An 18,558-nucleotide genomic window follows, 5' to 3' on the forward strand; every position below is an offset into this window, starting at 1 on the left:
CTTCTTGTCCTCGTCATTGATATCTCCTGAACACATCATGTTATTGAATGTGTCCGGGGAATCGGGGGAAGCCCAGTCCGCCCCTTCAACGGGAAGACCATCGGCGTCATCACCATCGCAAAGCAAAAACGCCCGATCTATGCCAAGGAGAGTTTTGGCAAGGTCACAGCGAGAACTGTCTACATTCGCCGGGGTAGTTCAACTGGAGAGGCGGATCCGTCTGAAGTGGCCGACATGGGCTCATCTGAGGTGGAAACACTTCAGCACCCATCAGTTGGTTTAAGACTCCACAATCATGCAGGCGACGATCTAGCAAATACCTTGCAGAAGGTTACTGTTGTCGATTTTGGAGACATACAAGCACTGCCGGACTACAGTGTTACCAGTAACTTGCCAGTGGGGATGGTGATTCTTGCCGGTCGAACAAACTCGGACTATTGGAGAGAACTGGCTGAGTGGTTTCAAGTCTGGAACGGAGTTGTTTCGACGCACATTACCATCACGAACAACTCTAGCTTTTCGCTCAGTGACTGCAAGCTGGAAATCAGTGTCACTAGTGGCGACGAATCACCAGTCCGGTTAACGCCAAGCCGAAAGCTACCCCGAAAACCGGACCGAGAAACCAACTTTGCGGGGCTGCTTATTCCGTCAAGACCCGCTCCTGTACCTCGGACCTCCCTTGACATCGAGAAGAGGGGAAAACTGCAGGCGTGCACTGCACGAATCGACAAAGCCCTTCCCGGTGAAAGCGTCACCATCGAGAATTTTTTAGCATTGACACCTGAAACAAGCGGCTCCCTGTTATTCAGATGCCGGATGCTGGCGCACGAGTTAAAAACCCCGTTGGTATTCGAGCAAGAGATACGGGTCGAGGTAACCCATAAAGCCATGACACTGGAGGACTTGAAGAATCCCAACAGGCTTAAAAAATAAGCTATGAAGCGGCTTCGCCGTAACTCGGTATTTCATGGCGCATTAAGTTTATTGACTAGGAGGGGCTATGGGAATTCAAGTCGGACCTGTGCGCCAGCACTGGAATTACTTTCTTGCTCTCGAAGATGACCTCGTTCGTATGTCGAGGTATTTGGAGCCCGCAGAGGCCAATTTTTCAGCCTTTTCCCTTGAGCTGGCGCGTATCGTCATTACGGCAGCATCCGAGGTGGATGTAGTCGCCAAGCTGTTCTGCAAGAAGATTAATCCTGGTAGCAAAGCTCGTGACATCAACGGCTATCGAAAAACGATTATTCCAGCATGCGGCATGCTGCCTGGCGCTGTTGTCACATTACCGAAATTCGGCCTAACGCTTACCCCCTGGGAACAGTGGGGGAAGGACAAGAATCCGATTTGGTGGGCAGCATACAACGATGTAAAGCACCAGCGGAATGAGCACTTTGCAAGCGCTAATCTCAAGCATGCTTTGAATGCGGTTGCCGGTTTGTATTTGCTGCTGCTGTTCTTGTACCGGGATGAAGGGGGCAGAGGTGAACTGGTGCCTGATCCCGTACTCTTTCACCCTGGAGCACCCTTTAAGGTTGACTACCCATTTTTTGGCAAGCGGGTAGCTCTGTACTATTTACAAGAGGAGCAGGCAGAAGTCAATCCATAGGAGGCGCTTGATGCCGGATTCCCTTCCTCACTTACCCAGATAACGTGGCTGTCAATCAGCGCTTGACAGTGATAAGGTGGGGAATTTCAGCCGTTCAATGGCGTTTTTTAGGAAACCCTTGGTCCTGTGCGTATAGACCTTGGCCCCTGTGCTGCCGGTGACTTCATGGCCTAGTAAGAGGTCAATGGTCGATTCCTGAATCTCAGCTTCTGCCAACATGGTTCGTACCGTGTGGCGAAAACAGTGGAAGTCTGGGTAGGAGCTAAATCCAAGTGATTTGCGAACTGATCCAAACCACTGGGAGAAGTAGCCTCCAGGTCGCCCCTTCCGAATCGGTAGCTGCGGCCAAAGGGGAGTCTCTTTTTGGGACCTTATTGCTTCTACATAGACGAGGAATCCAAGTCGAATCAGTTCGCTGTGAATCGGCACCAACCGGACTCCTGCCTCAGTCTTGACGGACTGTCCATCTCCTTCATCGGCAATTGAAAGCATTGGCATTTCGCCGCCGGTTTGGACATCTGTGACCCGCAGCTGTGCCAGTTCGCCCAGCCGCGCTCCCGTATAGAGCCCCAACAGAGGAATCCAGTAAGCAGCATCTGCCCCAGCCTTCTTGTCCTTGGGGAGCTTGTAGGCCGTGTACAGCTCCTGCGAAAAGAACAGCCCCAACTCGGTGTCTGTCCAGGGCCTGCGCTTCCTCTCGGTCTTGAATAGCATGTCGAGGCCGTCCCAAGGGTTCCGGGGCAGCCACTCCAGGTCCTCGGCTGCGTACTTGAGCAAGGCTCTCACCCAAATAAGCCGGTCTCGGGCCGTCTTGGATGCGGAGGGGAGGGTACGTAGCCAAGTGCGAAATTCCTCCCCTTGAGCCCGCGTCAGCTGCTGAATGGGAGGATTGCCGGTCTGTTGCTCGTAGAGCTTGAGCGCCAGCCCGCAGGCTGTGGTGGTGTCAGCGGTGCGCGCCCGCGCCTTGGCCCAGCGGTCGTAGACCTCCCGCAAGTAAATCGGCTTGGGGGTGGCAGTTGGAACGCTTGTGGCGGCTACTGGCGGGGCCTCGGGTGCTACGTAGCCGCCAAGTACCTCGGCCCGCTTGACGGTGCCCTTGATGACCGCCTCACGATGGCTGCAGGGGCCCAAGGTCTGGACCCACCGGCCATTGCGGTACTGACTCTTTAGGGGGTGGTCTAGGGGAAGGACGATGCGGAGGTAGTACGACCCGCCGCGTTGGAAAAGACCTGTGAGTCTTGGCACTGGGATGCTCCACGTTGAACAACAACGTGTCACATCCAGGTGCTACAAAATGAGCCTCAAGAGGGTCCCAATGGCTGGGAACCCGCATGAATCCTCATTTTGTCCGAATAAGGTGACGGACCTCGACCCCGGCACTGGCTCCACAGTTAGGGCTGCTTGGTTCCCCACCTGACCCGGTTGGCCGCTTCACCATGCGGGAAGGCCCGTCGGTATCTATTGTAAGGGCTGAGGCTGGAACTTAAAGGCCACCGGTCCGGAATATTCGGCGCGGTCCACACCTTAGAATCGGGCGCATGTCCTATCTCGTGCTCGCCCGCAAATACCGGCCGAAGAGCTTCACCGAAATGGTGGGGCAGGAGCACGTGGTGCGGGCGCTGGGCAACGCGCTCCAAACGGGGCGCCTGCACCATGCCTACCTCTTCACCGGCACGCGCGGCGTGGGCAAGACCACGGTCGCGCGCATCCTGGCCAAGTCGCTCAATTGCGTCGGTGCGGACGGGCAGGGCGGCATCACCGACCAGCCTTGTGGTGTCTGCCAGGCCTGTACCGACATCGACTCGGGTCGCTTTGTGGACTACACCGAGCTCGACGCCGCCTCCAACCGCGGTGTGGACGAGGTCCAGGCCCTGCTGGAGCAGGCGGTCTACAAGCCGGTGCAAGGGCGCTTCAAGGTCTTCATGATCGACGAAGTCCACATGCTCTCGAACACGGCCTTCAACGCCATGCTCAAGACGCTGGAGGAACCGCCCGAGTACCTCAAGTTCGTGCTGGCCACGACCGATCCGCAGAAGGTGCCAGTCACCGTGCTCTCGCGCTGCCTGCAGTTCAACCTGCGGCCCATGGCGCCCGAGACCGTGCTGGAACACCTGGTCAAGGTGCTGGCGGCCGAGAACGTGCCGGCCGAGCCGGCGGCCCTGCGCCTGATCGCACGGGCCGCACGCGGCTCCATGCGCGACGCCTTGTCGCTGACCGACCAGGCCATCGCTTTCGGCTCGGGCCAGCTGCAGGTCGAGACGGTGCGCCAGATGCTGGGCAGCGTGGACCGCTCGCATGTGTTCCGGCTCATCGATGCGCTGGCCCAGGGCGATGGCAAGACGGTGGTGGAGACCTCCGAGACCTTGCGCGTCAACGGCCAGAGCGCGGCCTCCACACTGGAGGAGATGAGTGTGGTGCTGCAGCGCATGGCCGTGTTGCAGGCGGTGCCCGACAGCGCCGACGACTCCGATCCCGAGGCGGTCGAGACGGCGCGCCTGGCCGCGCTGCTGCCGGCCGACGAGACGCAGCTGCTCTACAGCCTGTGCCTGCACGGGCGCGGCGAGCTGGGGCTGGCGCCCGATGAGTACGCCGCGCTCACCATGGTGCTCTTGCGCCTGCTCGCTTTCAAGCCCGGCGTTGCCGGGTCGGCTGAAAAAAAAACACTGAAATCGGCTGAGGCCGCGTCGCGGCCCCAGCCTGTGGCGACGCCGGCGCAGACCAGCGCACCCAGACCCGCGCCCCCCGTGCCTGCGCCGCCTGTGGCCGCCCGCCCTATTGCAGCCCCTGTGCCGACTCCGGTTCGGCCTGCCGGCGGCACGCCGCCGGGCCAGGTCCTGTCCGTGGTCGATGACGAACACCCCGTGCAGCCGGCCAGACCGATGACGGCTGTGCAGGCCGCCCAGGTGGTGGCTGTGCCGGTGCGGGTGGCGCCTGAATCACGCGCCGATGCGCCTGGACCCAGTGCCGGTTCGCCATTGGTGCCGACCGAAGAGGGCGGCTATTGGCACCAGGTGGTACGCGGACTCGTCGCCAGCGAGGCCGTGACCGCTCTGGTGCGCGAACTGGCCCTGCAGTCGCAACTGGTGGCGCGCGACAGTGACCAGTGGCTGCTGCGCGTGGAGCGCGAGTCGCTCAACTCCACCTCCAGCCGCGAGCGTCTGCAGGCGGCCCTGCAGGCCGCGGGGCACAGTGTGACCCTGGCCGTGGAGATCGGCCGCGTGGGTGACAGCCCGGCCAAGCGCAATGCCGCCATTGCAGAAGAGAAACAACAGGCCGCAGAAAAACTGATTTACGAAGACCCCTTCGTGCAGACCATGATGCGTGACTTCGGCGCGAAAATCGTGCCGGGCAGCATCAAACCCATTGACATCAACGCTTAAGGAACGACATGTTCAACAAAGGACAACTCGCCGGCCTCATGAAGCAGGCCCAGGCCATGCAGGACAACCTCAAGAAGGCCCAGGACGAACTGGCTTTCATCGAAGTTACCGGTGAGTCCGGGGCCGGCCTGGTCAAGGTGCTCATGACCTGCAAGCACGACGTCAAGCGCGTCACCATCGATCCCAGCCTGCTGGCCGACGACAAGGACATGCTGGAAGATCTGGTGGCTGCGGCCTTCAACGCGGCCGTGCGCAAGGCCGAGGAGACCAGCCAGGAGAAGCTGGGCAAGCTGACTGCCGGCATGCCGGGACTGCCCGGTGGCATGAAGTTTCCTTTCTGATTCGTGTCCGACGCCCATACCCTTGACGCGTTGATCCAGGCCCTGCGCCGGCTGCCGGGCGTGGGCGTGAAGTCGGCCTCGCGCATGGCCTTCCACCTGCTGCAGCACGACCGCGCGGGCGCGCAGCTCCTGTCGCGGGCACTGCAGGAGGCTGCCACCAGCGTGCGCCATTGCGCACGCTGCCACACCTTCAGCGAAGGTGAGATCTGCGCCACCTGCCAGGACCCGGCGCGCGACGCCAGCAAGCTCTGCGTGGTGGAAACCCCGGCCGACCAGATGGCGCTGGAGCGTACCGGTGCCTACAAGGGCCTGTACTACGTGCTCATGGGCAAGCTCAGCCCGCTGGACGGCATCGGTCCACGCGATATCGGGCTCAAGCAGTTCTTCGAGCGCGCCAGCGATGGTACGGTGCGCGAGGTCATCCTGGCCACCAACTTCACGGCCGAGGGCGAGGCCACGGCGCATGTGATCGCCGAGGCGCTCAAGGTGCGCGGTGTGGCCTTCACGCGGCTGGCGCGCGGCGTGCCCATCGGCAGCGAACTCGAGTACGTGGACCTGGGCACCATCGCCCACGCCCTGGTGGACCGGCGATAATCCGCCGCAGATTTCGAAAGCCCTTGCGACCCCTACTCTCCGACGAAAACATCATGACCTTTGCCCGTTTCACCTTGGCCTACTGGTGTGTCCTGATCGCCGCCCTGCTGCCCATCCTCTGCGCCGGCATCGCCAAGTCCGGCATGATGGGCAAGTCCCGTCGCGAAGGTGGCTACGACAACGACAACCCGCGCGCCTGGCTGGCGCAGCAGACCGACTGGCGGGCCCGCGCCAATGCGGCGCAGCAGAACAGCTTCGAGGTGCTGCCCTTCTTCATCGGTGCGGTCATCATTGCCCACCAGCTGGGCGCCCACCAGGCCCGGCTGGACGTGCTGGCCTTCCTCTTCGTCTTCCTGCGCCTGTTCTACATCATGGTTTACGTGGCGGGCATGGGCACGGTGCGCTCCGTGGTCTGGGGGGCGGGGCTGGCGGTCAACATCGCCATACTTTTCCTCGGCTATCGCTGAGAGGCCGGGCGGCGCTGCTGCCCGGTGAGATTTAGGTGTAAACCCGCTCGGGATGTTTCCCGATGCGGGTTTTTTTGCGTCTTGATAGGCTTGATGCGTCAAGATCGTCTGTACCTCGGGAGTCTCTAACAATGTCAAAAAATCTCATCAACCGTCGTGTGTTCACCGCCGGGACGGCGCTGGCCGCCGCGGCGCTGGCCGCGCCAGCCCTGCGCGCCCAGAATCGGCCGGAAAAGACCAAGGTGGCCATTGCCGTCGGTGGCAAGGCCTCGTTCTATTACCTGCCGCTCACGCTGGCCGAGCAACTGGGTTACTTCAAGGCCGAGGGGCTGGAGGTCGAGATCAGTGACTTCGCCGGTGGCGCACGTGCGCTGCAGGCCGTGGTGGGCGGTTCGGCCGATGTGGTCAGCGGGGCCTATGAGCACACCATCAACCTGCAGAACAAGGGCCAGATGTTCCAGGCCTTCGTGCTGCAGGGGCGTGCGCCGCAGATTGCGCTGGGCATCTCCAACAAGACCCTGCCCGGCTACAAGTCGGTGGCCGACCTCAAGGGCAAGAAGATCGGTGTGACGGCGCCGGGCTCCTCCACCAACATGATGGCCAACCTGGTGCTGTCGCGCGCCGGGATCAAGGCCGGCGATGTGAGTTTCATCGGCGTGGGCACCTCGGCGGGCGCGCTGACCGCGCTGCGCTCGGGCCAGATCGATGCCATCTGCAACATCGATCCGGTCATGACCATGCTGGAGCAGAAGGGTGACGTGCGTGTCGTCTTTGACACCCGTACGCTCAAAGGCACCAACGAGGTCTTCGGCGGTCCCATGCCGGCGGCCTGCCTGTATGCGCCCATGGAGTTCCTGCAGAAGAACCCCAACACGGCGCAGGCGCTGACCAATGCCATCGTGCACGGTCTCAAGTGGCTGCAGACCGCCGGCCCGAGCGACATCATCAAGACCGTGCCCGAGTCCTACCTGCTGGGTGACCGTGGCCTGTACCTCGCCTCCTTCGACAAGGTGCGCGAGTCGATTGCGCTCGATGGCGTCTTCCCGGAGGAAGGCGGCAAGACGGCGCTGCGCGCGCTGGCCAGCTTCGACGCCACGCTCAAGGCCGACAAGATCGACCTCGCCAAGACCTGGACCAACCAGTTCGCGGCCCGGGCCAAGGCGCGTTTCAAGGCCTGAGTCCAGCTGCCGGGCGCTTGGCCCGAAAGCAAGCGGTGCCAGAATCGCAGGGTGGCCGGTGCGTCCGGTCTTCATACAGCTTTCAACGTGTCCTTGGGAGATTTCATGATTGCAAACATCCGGCGCTGGGGTCTGGTGCTTCTGTCCGTCATGCTGGCGTCTTGTGGCTCGAACTCGATCGGCCCCGAGCGCGACATCAACGATCCGACCAACTCACTGGTCTTTGCGTATGTCGACATGTCGGAAGCTCCGACCAAGATCGACGGTGCCAGCCTCAAGCCTCAGGGCGAGGAAGGCTACTGGCACATGACCGTGGCCGGCGACGGCCAGCTGCTGACCCAGCCCTACCTGCCCCTGGGTGCCTACCAGCTGGCCACGCTGCAGGGCTCGGGCTTCTTTGCCGGCAACAATGTCTACCGCTTCCCGACTTATGGCCGCAACGAAACGGCTGTGCGCATCCAGAAGCCCGGCATCTATTTCATGGGCGCCTACCGCTACACCAAGGTCAAGACCGGCTTCTTCGAGGGCAGCAAGTTCGCCATCGAGCGTGTCAAGTCGCCCTCCGAGGCGGAGCTGCTGCAACGCATCCAGAAGGAAGACTGGATCAAGGGCACGCAGTGGGAGGCCCGCATCCGCAGCCGTCTCGCGGAGCTGGGGAAAAAATGAGCGCGGCGGCCTTCCATGTCCTGCGCCGGCTGGCGCCGGCCCTGGGTGCGGTGCTGTTGCTGGCGGCCTGCGTGCCCACCAGCCGCATCAAGCCGGTCGAGAACCTGGCCCAGCTTGCCGCCGGTGAGACCCTGCTGGTGGGGCGCATCGAACTCGACCCGCCGCTCAAGCCTGGCGAACAAAAGCTCAGCGAACGTTATGCGGAGTACGACCGCCTGGCCCTGGTGATCCTGGACGAGGAACCGCGCGAGATGGATCGCCTGTCCCTGGGCGATCTGAAGCAGCGCATCAACGCACCTTTCGGCCAGCATTTCTTTGTCAGCCATCCGGCCCAGCCCTTCTACATCGTCAAATCCTGGGTGGTGATGTACGCCAGGATCGAGGTCCGCTCCGGCAATTCGTCCTCGCCGGCCGACACGACCGCGCCCCTGCAGGGCCTGTTCCGGGTGGATGTGCGCCCTGGCGACAAGGCGGTCTACATCGGCACCATCCGTTACCACCGCGACGAGTTCTTCGGAACCACCAAGGTCGTGGTGCGCGACGACTACGCCAGCGCCAACGCCGAGTTCCAGCGCCGTTTCGGCAAGGGCGTGAGCCTGCGCAAAGCGCTTGCCGTTCCTGTCTCCCGCCCCTGAGCGCCCGTCACGCATGGCCACGGACTCGCCCCAGGCACTGGAACTCCTGGGCATCACCTGCACCTTCGCCGTGCCCGGCGGTGGGCCGTCGTACACAGCCGTGGCCGATACCACCCTGCGTGTGGCGGCCGGCGAGTTCGTCTCGGTGGTCGGACCCACCGGCTGCGGCAAGTCCACCCTGCTCAATGTAGGGGCGGGCCTGCTGGCGCCCAGTGCCGGCGAGGTGCGTGTTTTCGGCGAGCCGTTGCGCGGCATCAACCGGCGCGCCGGCTACATGTTCCAGACCGAGGCCCTGCTGCCCTGGCGCAGCGCGCTGGACAACGTGATGCTGGGCCTGCAGTACCGCGGTGTGCCGGATGTTCAGGCGCGTGCCCAGGCCCAGGACTGGCTGGCCCGCGTGGGCCTGGTCGGCTTCGGCGACCGTTACCCGCACCAGCTCTCGGGCGGCATGCGCAAGCGCACGGCGCTGGCCCAGACCCTGGCGCTGGACCCGGACATCATCCTCATGGACGAGCCCTTCAGTGCGCTGGATATCCAGACCCGCCAGCTGATGGAGGACGAGGTGCTGGAGCTCTGGGCGGCCAGGAAGAAGGCCGTGCTGTTCATCACGCACGACCTGGACGAGGCCATCGCCATGAGCGATCGCGTCGTGGTGCTGTCGGCCGGACCGGCCACCCGGCCCATGGGCGAGTTCAGCATCGACCTGCCGCGGCCGCGCAATGTGGCGGAGGTGCGGGCGACGCCGCGTTTTATCGAGCTGCACACGCAGATCTGGGGTGTGCTGCGCGAAGAAGTGCTCAAGGGCTACCAGCAACAACTGAAGAAGGTCGCGTGACATGACGCTCTGGCAACGCTTCAAGCCCCATGCCGGCAACCTGCGCCTGTGGCAGGTCGGCGTGCTGCTGGTCTTCCTGGGCCTGTGGCAACTGGCTTCGCGCGACGTGCAGCTGGCCTTCTTCCTGGGTGAGCCCATCCAGGTGGCCGGGCGCGTCTGGTCCTGGTTCCTGCCCTGGGCGGTGGCTCCCAATGTCCTGTTTCCCGACGGCCTGAGCGGCAATGCCGACATCTACCGCCATCTGGGCACCACCCTGCTCGAAACCTTCCTGGCCTTTGGCATCGGCACCGTGCTGGGCCTGGCCTGCGGCCTGTGGCTGGCGCTCTCGCCCCTGGCCAGCGCCATCCTCGATCCCTACATCAAGGCCGCCAACGCCATGCCGCGCGTGATCCTGGCTCCCATCTTTGCCATGTGGTTCGGCCTGGGGATCTGGAGCAAGGTGGCACTGGCGGTCACGCTGGTGTTTTTCATCGTCTTCTTCAACGTCTACCAGGGCGTGCGCGAGGTCAGCCCGGTGGTCTTGTCCAACGCCCGCATGCTGGGTGCCAACCAGCGCCAGCTGCTGCGCACGGTCTACCTGCCCAGCGCCACGGCCTGGGTCTTCTCCAGCCTGCACACCTCGGTGGGCCTGGCTTTCGTGGGGGCGGTGGTGGGCGAGTACCTGGGCTCGGCGCGCGGCGTGGGCTACCTGATCCTGCAGGCCGAGGGCACGTTTGACGTCAACACGGTGTTCGCCGGCATCGTGGTGCTCACCACGTTTGCGCTGTTGCTCGACGGTCTGGTCGGGCGCATCGAGCGCCGGCTCATGAAATGGCAGCCGCGCCAGGGCGAGACGGAAAAGCTCTAGCTTTTCGATTCAGCGGTTGGCCACGCGCGTGGTCGGGGTGATGGCCGCCTTGGGGCGCACGGGCGTGCCCTGGTTGGAGCGTACGGGGACCCAGCGGTGGATCACGATGTTCTGCCCCGGTTTGAAGGCCGCGCCAGTGCCCACGTTGTTCCATTCGGCGACCTTGGTGGGCGCCAAGCCGTAGCGGCGCGCGACGGTCGCCACCGAATCCCTCTTGCCAGCCTTGAGCACGATGCGCCGCAGTTCGGTCTCCGGCACCAGTGCGAGCTGGCCGTTGTCGGCGATGCGCACGGTTACGTCGCGCTCCTGGCTGGCCGGGCGCGGCACCAGCAGGGTGGAGCCGGCGCGGATGATCATGTGCGTCGGGATGTCGTTGGCATAGCGCAGATCGGCTTCGCTCATCTTGAGGCGCTTGGCCGCATCGGCCGTCTTCATGGTCGAGGGCGCGATCCAGACCGTCCAGCTCGAGAGGCGGTCGCCAGCGTAGGCATCGAGGTTGCGCTGGAAGATGGCGGCGTTGTCCCAGGGCAGCAGGATCTGCGGCGTGCCGGCGGCCAGGATGACGGGGCGGTGCAGCGAGGGATTGAGTGCCTTGAAGTCGGCCAGCGGCACCTCAGCCAGCCGGGCGGCCAGGGCCACGTCGATGTCGCGGGTGATGGTGACGGTGTCGAAGTAAGGGTGGTTGTCGATCACCGGCAGCTGGATGCGGAAGGCCCCGGGGTTGGCCACGATGTTCTTCATGGCCTGCAGCTTGGGGATGTAGTAACGCGTCTCCATGGGCATGTTCAGGTCCAGGTAGCCCGTGCCCTTGCCCTGGCGCTTGTTCTTGGCGATGGCGCGCCCCACGCTGCCCTCGCCCCAGTTGTAGGAGGCCAGGGCCAGGTGCCAGTCGCCGAACATGCCGTGCAGCCGTTCCAGGTAATCGAGGGCGGCGCGCGTGGACGCCAGCACGTCGCGCCGATCGTCGCGAAAGGCGTTCTGCTTGAGCTGGTAGAGCTTGCCGGTGCTGGGAATGAACTGCCACATGCCGGCGGCGCGTGCGCGCGAGTAGGCCTGCGGGTTGAAGGCGCTCTCGATGAAGGGCAGCAGGGCCAGCTCGGTGGGCAGGCCGCGGCGCTCCAGCTCCTCGACGATGTGGAACAGGTACTTGCGCGAGCGCTCGGCCATGTTCTCCAGGTCCTGGGGGCGCGCGGCGTACCACTGCTCGCGACCGGGCACCAGACTGCTTTGCAGGTCGGGCATGGCAAAACCGCGGCGGATGCGTTCCCAGAGGTCGGCGGGCGGGGTCATCGCTGCCACGGTGCGCGGTGCGGGTTCATGCGCGGCGATAGGTGTCAGGTCGCCGGCCGGGTATTCGGGCTTGCGGCTGAACAGCGGGGTCGGCGGGGCGTAGGGCTGGCTGTCAGCCACCCCGGGCGCCTCGGCCGGTGACGAGGTGGTGGCCTGGTCGCTCGGCCCCATGCTGGCGCAGCCACCCAGCAGGAGAAGCAGGCCGGCCAGGAAGGCGTGGCTGAAGAATGTCATTTGAACTGGTTTTTCCACTCGCGCAGGGTCGCGAAAACGCTGACGTCGTCGGCTGCTGCTGCAGAACGGGCCTGCATGGCGCGGGCCACGGCGGGCTGGCGCGAGCGCAGGAAGGGGTTGATGTCACGCTCGACCGCGATGGTCGAGGGCAGGGTAGGCAGCTGGCGTGCCCGCAGCGCTTCGCATTGCCGGCTGTAGTCCTGCAGCGCCGTGTTGTCGGGCTCCACCGTGCGCGCAAAGCGCAGGTTGCTCAGGGTGTATTCGTGCGCACAGCACACGCGCGTATTGCCGGGCAGGGCTGCGAGCTTGTCGAGTGACGCCAGCATCTGGGCCGGCGTGCCTTCGAAGAGGCGGCCGCAGCCGCCGGAGAACAAGGTGTCGCCGCAGAACAGCAGGGGCTGGCCGTCGCAATCTGCACCAGCCTGCGCCGGGCCGCCCCAAGCTGGCTGAGCCCCCTCGGGGGGCAGGGGCGCAGTCCCGTGGGGGCCACAGTACCAGGCGATGTGACCAGCGGTGTGGCCGGGCACGTCAAGCACGGTGAAATGCAGGCCCAGCAGGTCCAGCGTGTCGCCTTCGGTGTAGCGCTGCAGCGGCTCGGGCATGGTTTCGCCGGCGGGACCGTAGACCGTGGCATCGGTGGCCGCGCGCAGGGCGGCCACGCCGCCGACGTGGTCGGCATGGTGGTGGGTGACTAGAATCGCCTTGAGTTGCAGGCCGTGGGCCTGCAGCGCCTGCAACACCGGTTGCTCATCACCGGGGTCGACGACGAGAGCCTGGCGCCCGTCATGCAGCATCCAGATGTAGTTGTCGTCGAAGGCGGGCAGTGGAAGCAGTGTCATGAATGACGGAATTATAGGTTTGCAGGACTGGTTTGAGACCCCTGCCGGGTCTTACCTGTTGGCGTGGGAACAACAGCAGTTCGATCTGCTGGTGGCCGACATCTTCGGCTATCACGCCCTGCAGCTGGGCCTGCCTGCCCTCGATGCGCTGGCAAGCAACCGCATGTCGCACCGCTGGCTGGCGACCAGCCAGCCGGTTGCGCCCGGGGCGGCGAATGCACGCTCGGCGCTGCTGAGCGACTATGCGGCCCTGCCGTTTCCCGAGGCCAGTCTGGACCTGGTGGCCCTGCCGCACGCGCTGGACAGCCACCCGGATCCGCACGCCACCCTGCGCGAGGTGGCGCGCGTGCTGGTGCCCGGTGGCCGCGTGGTGCTCAGCGGCTTCAACCCGGCCAGCCTGTGGGGCTTGCGACAGCGGCGCGAGCAGCTGTGTCGGCGCGTCGGCCTGGGCACGCCGCTGCTGCCGCAGCCGCTGGAGTTCATCGGCAACTGGCGGCTGCGCGACTGGCTGCGCCTGCTCGACTTCGAGGTCGAGGTCGCACACCATGGCTGCTACCGGCCGCTGGTGCGCAGCGAGAAATGGCTGGGACGCTATGGATGGATGGACGGCGTCGGCGCTCGCTGGTGGCCCTTCTTTGGCGCAGCCTACTTCCTGGTGGCCGTCAAACGCGTATACGGCGTGCGCCTGCTGGAGCCGGCCTGGAGAAAAGCGAACAACAAGGCCGCGGCCACCGCGCCCCTGGTGCGCCGCAGCGGCGACAATCAGGCACGCATGAACGAGGGACAAGAAACGTGAACACGGTCGAGATCTATACCGATGGCGCCTGCAAGGGCAACCCCGGCCCGGGTGGCTGGGGCGTGCTGCTGAAATCCGGCGGCGTGGAGAAGGAGTTGTTTGGCGGCGAGCGCGAGACCACCAACAACCGCATGGAGATGCTGGCCGTGATCATGGCCCTGGAGTCGCTCAAGCGTCCCTGCCACGTGGTCTTGCACGCCGACAGCCAGTATGTGCTCAAGGGCATCACCGAGTGGCTGGCCGGCTGGAAGGCCAGGGGCTGGAAAACCGCGGCCAAGCAGCCGGTCAAGAACGTCGACCTGTGGCAACGGCTCGATGCGCTGGTGGCCGGGGCGGGCCATCGCATCGATTGGCGCTGGGTCAAAGGTCATGATGGCGACCCCGGCAACGAGCGTGCCGACATGCTGGCCAACCGGGGTGTCGAACGGGCCCTGGGGCGTTTGTAAAGCTTGTGCAAAGCCGCGTTCGGCTCGCCGGCCCTAAGGGCTATTGCGCATGCGGAAACGGGCGCTGACTGTTACAGTCTTCAGCTGTCTCGCCCCATCCCGGGCGGGGAAGCAGTCCGAGTTTTCGATTCATCCATGGTTTCCAAATTTCTTTACCCGGTGATCGCCGCTGTCGGCATCGTGGCGGCGTCCGGTGCCGCGTGGTGGTACCAGAACAAGACGCCTGCGGCGGCAAACCGCGAGAGTGCCAGCCCGGCATCCGGTGGCGCGTCGGCCGCGGGCGGACCGGCACGCCCGGTCACCGTGGAGGTGGCCAAGGTCCAGATCATGAAACTGACGGACGATGCGCAGGCCGTCGGCAGCCTGCGCTCACGCCAGGGCGTGATGCTGCGTCCCGAGGTCAGCGGGCGCATCACCCAGCTCAACTTCCGTGACGGCGAGCGCGTGCGCAAGGGCCAGCTGCTGGTGCAGTTCGACGACCAGCTGCAGCTGGCGCAGATCAAGCAAAGCCAGGCCGAGCTGTCCATTGCCCAGGCCAACCACAAGCGCAACCAGGAGCTGCTGGCGCAGAACTTCGTCAGCCAGCGTTCGCTGGACGAGAGCGCGGCCAACCTCGAAGTGTCGCAAGCCAAGCTGGCGCTGGCGCAGGCCACCGCCGCTCGACTGAAGATCCTGGCGCCTTTCGACGGCATCGCCGGCATCCGCAACGTCAACGTGGGGGACTACCTCAAGGACGGCACCGACATCGTGAACCTGGAAGACATCGACACGGTCTATGTCGACTACCGCCTGCCCGAGCGCTACCAGACCCTGCTCAAGTCGGGGCAGAAGGCCTCCGTCGAGCTCGATGCACTCCCCGGGCGCAGGTTCGAAGCGCGGGTGCAGGCCGTGGATCCGCTGATCGACGCGAACGGCCGTTCCATCGGCGTGCGTGCCAGCATCACCAACCAGCAACTGCTGCTGCGTCCCGGCATGTTTGCACGCGTGAGCACCGTGTTCGGCTCGCGTGAAAAAGCCCGCGTGATTCCCGAAGAGGCCATCGTGCCCCAGGGGGGGCGGCAGTTCGTCATCAAGCTGGTGCCGGGGCCGGACAACGACAGCCTGGTGTCGCAGCGCGTCGCGGTGACGGTGGGCATCCGCCGTCCGGGCCAGGTGGAGATCCTCGACGGACTCAAGGAAGGCGATACCGTGGTCACGGCCGGCCAGCAACGCCTGCAGCGCGACGGCAGCCCGGTCCGGGTGCTGGAGCTGAGCCGTCCCGCCAACTGAGAACAGGCACCAGGAGTCACCATGCAACTGCCTGAAGTATCGATCCGCCGGCCGGTGTTTGCCACCGTGCTCTCGCTGCTGGTGCTGCTGATCGGCGCCGTGAGCTTCACCAGGCTGCCGGTGCGCGAATACCCCAAGATCGACGAGCCAGTGGTCACCGTCACCGTGCGTTATGCGGGCGCCTCGGCCGAGGTGGTGGAGTCGCAGGTGGCCAAGCCCCTGGAGGATTCGATCGCCGGCATTGATGCGGTGGACGTGATCACCTCGATCTCGCGCGCCGAGCAGGCGCAGATCACCGTGCGGTTCCGCCTGGAGAAGGACGCCGACGCCGCTGCCGCCGAGGTGCGCGACCGCACCTCGCGCGTGCGCAACAAGCTTCCGCAAGCCATCGACGAGCCCGTCATTGCCAAGGTCGAGGCCGATGCCTTCCCCGTGATCTGGCTGGCCTTTTCCAGCGACACCCACAGCCAGCTGCAGCTCAACGAGCTGATCAACCGCATCGTCAAGCCGCGGCTGCAGACCGTCACCGGCGCGGCCGATGTGCGCATCTTCGGCGAGCGCAAGTACGCCATGCGCGTCTGGCTGGACCCGGATCGCCTGGCGGCCTACAAGCTGACCACGCAGGACGCCGAGGACGCGATCCGACGCAGCAACCTGGAAGTGCCGGCCGGCCGCATCGAGAGCCGCCAGCGGGAGTTCTCGGTCACCTCCAACACCGACCTGATCAAGCCGGCGCAGTTCGGCGAGATCGTGATCCGCACCGTCAACGGCTTCCCGGTCAAGTTGCGCGACGTGGCGCGCATCGAAGAGGCGGCGGCTGAGGAGCGCACCTCGGTGCGCATCAATGGCCGCCCGGCCATCTCCGCCGGCGTGATCCGCCAGGCCACGGCCAACCCGCTGGAGCTCAGCCGCGGCGTGCGCGAGATGCTGCCCAGGCTGGAGGCCGACCTGCCGCCGGGCATCAGCATCCTGATTGCCAATGACAACTCGGTTTTCATCGACCGCTCGATCAAGAACGTGTTCCAGACCATCGTCGAGGCTGTGGTGCTGGTGGCGCTGGTGATCTTCGTCTTCCTGCGCACCTTCCGTGCCTCCATCATTCCCATCGTCACCATCCCGGTCAGCCTGATCGGCACCTTCGCGCTGATGGCGCTGGCGGGTTTCACGGTCAATACCCTGACCCTGCTGGCGCTGGTGCTGGCCATCGGCCTGGTGGTGGACGATGCGATCGTGGTGCTGGAGAACATCTACCGCCACATCGAGGAGGGGCTGGACCCCTTCAGCGCGGCCATCAAGGGCGCCAAGGAGGTGGGTTTTGCCGTGGTGGCGATGACCCTGACCCTGGCGGCCGTTTATGCGCCGCTGGCCTTCACGCCGGGACGCACCGGCCGCCTGTTCGTGGAATTTGCGCTGGCGCTGGCCGGCGCGGTGATCGTCTCGGGTTTCATCGCGCTGACGCTTTCGCCCATGATGTGCTCGCGCCTGTTGCGCCACAACCCCAAGCCTTCGTTCTTCGATCGCTGGATGGAGGCCCGTCTGATCGCGCTGAGCGATGGCTACGAGCGCCTGCTGCGCCGCGTGCTGGGCATGCGCTGGCTGGTGTTGCTGGTGATGGCCGGTGTGGTGCTGGCCATCGCCGTGGTGCTGCCCGGCATGAAGCGCGAGCTGGCGCCCATGGAAGACCGCGGCGTGATCCTCAACGTGATCAATGCACCCGATGGTGCCACCATGGCCTACACCGACAAGTACGCCAGCGCGATCGAGAAGATCGGCAGCCAGTATCCGGAATTCGACCGCATCTTCGTGGTGACCGGCAACCCGACGGTCAGCCAGGCCAACGTGACCTTGCGCGCGGTGGACTGGGATGAGCGCAAACGCACCACGCTGGAGATGGCGCGCGAGATGCAGCCCCGCATCGCCGCGCTGCCGGGCGTGTCGGCTTTCCCCATCACGCCGCCCTCGCTGGGCCAGGGTTTTCGCGAGCGGCCGGTCAATTTCGTGATCCTCACCTCGGAGAGTTACGAAAACCTGAACCAGGTGGTGCGCCAGTTCCTCGACGAGATCGCCAAGAACCCGGGCATCCAGGGGGCGGACGTGGACCTGCGCCTGAACAAGCCTGAACTCAAGATCGACGTGAACCGGGAAAAGGCTTCGGACCTGGGGGTCGGCGTGGATGCCGTGGCGCGCGCCATCGAGACCATGCTGGGCGGCCGGCTGGTCACGCGTTACAAGAAGGGCGGCGACCAGTACGACGTGATCGTGCAGACGCAGTCGGTGGGCCGTGATACGCCCGATGACATCGAGCGCATCTTCGTACGCGGCCGCAACGACACCATGATCCCACTGGCTTCGCTGGTGACGGTGCGCGAGTCGGTCTCGCCGCGTGAGCTCAACCACTTCAGCCAGCGCCGTGCGGTCACCATCACGGCCAATCTGGCACCTGACTATTCCCTGGGGCAGGCGCTCGATTTCCTGGACCAGGTCGGTGCCCGCGTGCTCAAACCGGGTTACACCACCGATCTCAACGGCACGTCGCGCGAATTCAAGAACTCGCAGGGTTCGCTCACCATCGTGTTCGTGCTGGCGCTGCTGTTCATCTTCCTGGTGCTGGCAGCGCAGTTCGAGAGTTTCATCGATCCGCTGGTCATCATGCTCTCGGTGCCGCTGTCCATGATCGGCGCGCTGCTGGCGCTCAAGTGGAGCAACGGCTCGCTCAACGTCTATTCGCAGATCGGCCTGATCACGCTCGTGGGGCTGATCACCAAACACGGCATCCTGATCGTCGAGTTTGCCAACCAGATGCGCGAGCAGGGCATGGACATGTTCGAGGCCGTGGTGAAGGCCTCCAGCCAACGCCTGCGCCCCATCTTGATGACCACCGGCGCCATGGTGCTGGGGGCGGTGCCGCTGGCGCTGTCCACCGGGGCGGGCGCCGAGAGCCGCATCCAGATCGGCTGGGTCATCGTGGGCGGCATGACACTGGGCACGCTGCTGACCATCTTCGTTGTGCCGACCATGTACACCCTGCTGGCGCGCAAGCACGCGCCCGGCGCCGACAAGCGTGCGGTCAGCGAGGCCGCGGCGCACGACGCCGAGCTGATCGCCAAGTAGGGCCGGGCCACACCCCGGGCCATG

At 64.7% G+C, this 18,558-nt stretch carries 18 protein-coding genes and 1 other RNA gene; 15 read left to right on the forward strand and 4 right to left on the reverse strand.

Annotated features, from left to right (window positions below; genetic code table 11):
* Window positions 1-234: 234 nt before the first annotated feature.
* On the forward strand, window positions 235-933 hold the full coding sequence (locus AC1RRP_RS13860; protein WP_493037104.1) for a hypothetical protein: 699 nt from the start codon (window positions 235-237) through the stop codon (window positions 931-933).
* A 67-nt stretch (window positions 934-1,000) separates the two neighbouring features.
* A complete protein-coding gene (locus tag AC1RRP_RS13865; protein ID WP_493037106.1) occupies window positions 1,001-1,606 on the forward strand; it encodes a hypothetical protein in 606 nt (201 codons plus the stop codon).
* Window positions 1,607-1,657: 51 nt separating this feature from the next.
* On the opposite strand, the gene AC1RRP_RS13870 is transcribed toward AC1RRP_RS13865, so the two are convergent.
* Together AC1RRP_RS13870 and ffs are read right to left on the reverse strand one after the other, a co-directional pair.
* Window positions 1,658-2,599 carry a site-specific integrase gene (locus tag AC1RRP_RS13870; protein WP_493037108.1) on the reverse strand — a complete coding sequence of 314 codons (942 nt, stop codon included), beginning with the start codon at window positions 2,597-2,599 and terminating at the stop codon, window positions 1,658-1,660.
* A gap of 363 nt (window positions 2,600-2,962) precedes the next feature.
* An RNA gene (ffs, locus tag AC1RRP_RS13875) (signal recognition particle sRNA small type) lies at window positions 2,963-3,059 on the reverse strand.
* A gap of 85 nt (window positions 3,060-3,144) precedes the next feature.
* Here ffs and dnaX point away from each other — a divergent pair.
* The 9 genes from dnaX to AC1RRP_RS13920 all read left to right on the forward strand — a co-directional run bounded on the left by dnaX (window position 3,145) and on the right by AC1RRP_RS13920 (window position 10,549).
* Window positions 3,145-4,986 (forward strand): DNA polymerase III subunit gamma/tau, encoded by a 1,842-nt coding sequence (gene dnaX, locus AC1RRP_RS13880; protein ID WP_493037110.1) that lies wholly within the window; start codon window positions 3,145-3,147, stop codon window positions 4,984-4,986.
* A gap of 8 nt (window positions 4,987-4,994) precedes the next feature.
* Window positions 4,995-5,327 carry a YbaB/EbfC family nucleoid-associated protein gene (locus AC1RRP_RS13885; RefSeq protein ID WP_493037112.1) on the forward strand — a complete coding sequence of 111 codons (333 nt, stop codon included), beginning with the start codon at window positions 4,995-4,997 and terminating at the stop codon, window positions 5,325-5,327.
* 3 nt (window positions 5,328-5,330) lie between these two features.
* The gene (gene recR, locus AC1RRP_RS13890) at window positions 5,331-5,921 is read left to right on the forward strand and encodes a recombination mediator RecR (protein ID WP_493037114.1); all 591 of its coding nucleotides are present in this window, start codon (window positions 5,331-5,333) and stop codon (window positions 5,919-5,921) included.
* Window positions 5,922-5,974: 53 nt separating this feature from the next.
* Window positions 5,975-6,388 (forward strand): MAPEG family protein, encoded by a 414-nt coding sequence (locus AC1RRP_RS13895; protein ID WP_493037116.1) that lies wholly within the window; start codon window positions 5,975-5,977, stop codon window positions 6,386-6,388.
* 131 nt (window positions 6,389-6,519) lie between these two features.
* Entirely contained in the window at window positions 6,520-7,566 is a 1,047-nt protein-coding gene (locus AC1RRP_RS13900; RefSeq protein WP_493037118.1) for an ABC transporter substrate-binding protein, read from the forward strand.
* A 105-nt stretch (window positions 7,567-7,671) separates the two neighbouring features.
* Window positions 7,672-8,232, forward strand: a complete 561-nt coding sequence (locus AC1RRP_RS13905; RefSeq protein WP_493037120.1) for a hypothetical protein — start codon at window positions 7,672-7,674, stop codon at window positions 8,230-8,232.
* The gene (locus AC1RRP_RS13910) at window positions 8,229-8,867 is read left to right on the forward strand and encodes a hypothetical protein (protein WP_493037122.1); all 639 of its coding nucleotides are present in this window, start codon (window positions 8,229-8,231) and stop codon (window positions 8,865-8,867) included. Before AC1RRP_RS13905 ends, AC1RRP_RS13910 begins: the two co-directional genes overlap by 4 nt.
* A 13-nt stretch (window positions 8,868-8,880) precedes the next feature.
* Window positions 8,881-9,702 (forward strand): ABC transporter ATP-binding protein, encoded by an 822-nt coding sequence (locus AC1RRP_RS13915; protein ID WP_493037124.1) that lies wholly within the window; start codon window positions 8,881-8,883, stop codon window positions 9,700-9,702.
* Between the two features lies 1 nt (window position 9,703).
* Window positions 9,704-10,549, forward strand: coding sequence for an ABC transporter permease (locus tag AC1RRP_RS13920; protein ID WP_493037126.1), 846 nt, complete (start codon window positions 9,704-9,706; stop codon window positions 10,547-10,549).
* Window positions 10,550-10,558: 9 nt separating this feature from the next.
* Here the strand turns inward: AC1RRP_RS13920 and AC1RRP_RS13925 are convergent, their stop codons facing one another.
* Window positions 10,559-12,073 carry a transglycosylase SLT domain-containing protein gene (locus tag AC1RRP_RS13925; RefSeq protein ID WP_493037128.1) on the reverse strand — a complete coding sequence of 505 codons (1,515 nt, stop codon included), beginning with the start codon at window positions 12,071-12,073 and terminating at the stop codon, window positions 10,559-10,561.
* On the reverse strand, window positions 12,070-12,912 hold the full coding sequence (gene gloB / locus AC1RRP_RS13930) for a hydroxyacylglutathione hydrolase (RefSeq protein ID WP_493037129.1): 843 nt from the start codon (window positions 12,910-12,912) through the stop codon (window positions 12,070-12,072). The genes AC1RRP_RS13925 and gloB overlap by 4 nt, the downstream gene beginning before the upstream one ends.
* Between gloB and AC1RRP_RS13935 the strand changes: the two genes are divergently transcribed.
* The 4 genes from AC1RRP_RS13935 to AC1RRP_RS13950 all read left to right on the forward strand — a co-directional run bounded on the left by AC1RRP_RS13935 (window position 12,911) and on the right by AC1RRP_RS13950 (window position 18,534).
* Complete coding sequence (locus AC1RRP_RS13935) at window positions 12,911-13,708, forward strand: class I SAM-dependent methyltransferase (RefSeq protein ID WP_493037131.1); 798 nt, start codon at window positions 12,911-12,913, stop codon at window positions 13,706-13,708. The two genes, gloB and AC1RRP_RS13935, sit on opposite strands and share 2 nt — an antisense overlap.
* A complete protein-coding gene (gene rnhA, locus AC1RRP_RS13940; protein ID WP_057676418.1) occupies window positions 13,705-14,154 on the forward strand; it encodes a ribonuclease HI in 450 nt (149 codons plus the stop codon). The genes AC1RRP_RS13935 and rnhA overlap by 4 nt, the downstream gene beginning before the upstream one ends.
* Window positions 14,155-14,289: 135 nt before the next feature.
* On the forward strand, window positions 14,290-15,423 hold the full coding sequence (locus AC1RRP_RS13945) for an efflux RND transporter periplasmic adaptor subunit (RefSeq protein ID WP_493037136.1): 1,134 nt from the start codon (window positions 14,290-14,292) through the stop codon (window positions 15,421-15,423).
* A 21-nt stretch (window positions 15,424-15,444) separates the two neighbouring features.
* A complete protein-coding gene (locus tag AC1RRP_RS13950; protein ID WP_493037138.1) occupies window positions 15,445-18,534 on the forward strand; it encodes an efflux RND transporter permease subunit in 3,090 nt (1,029 codons plus the stop codon).
* Window positions 18,535-18,558 lie beyond the last annotated feature (24 nt).

It is taken from the genome of Hylemonella sp. GW821-FHT12C09 (genome assembly GCF_058807395.1).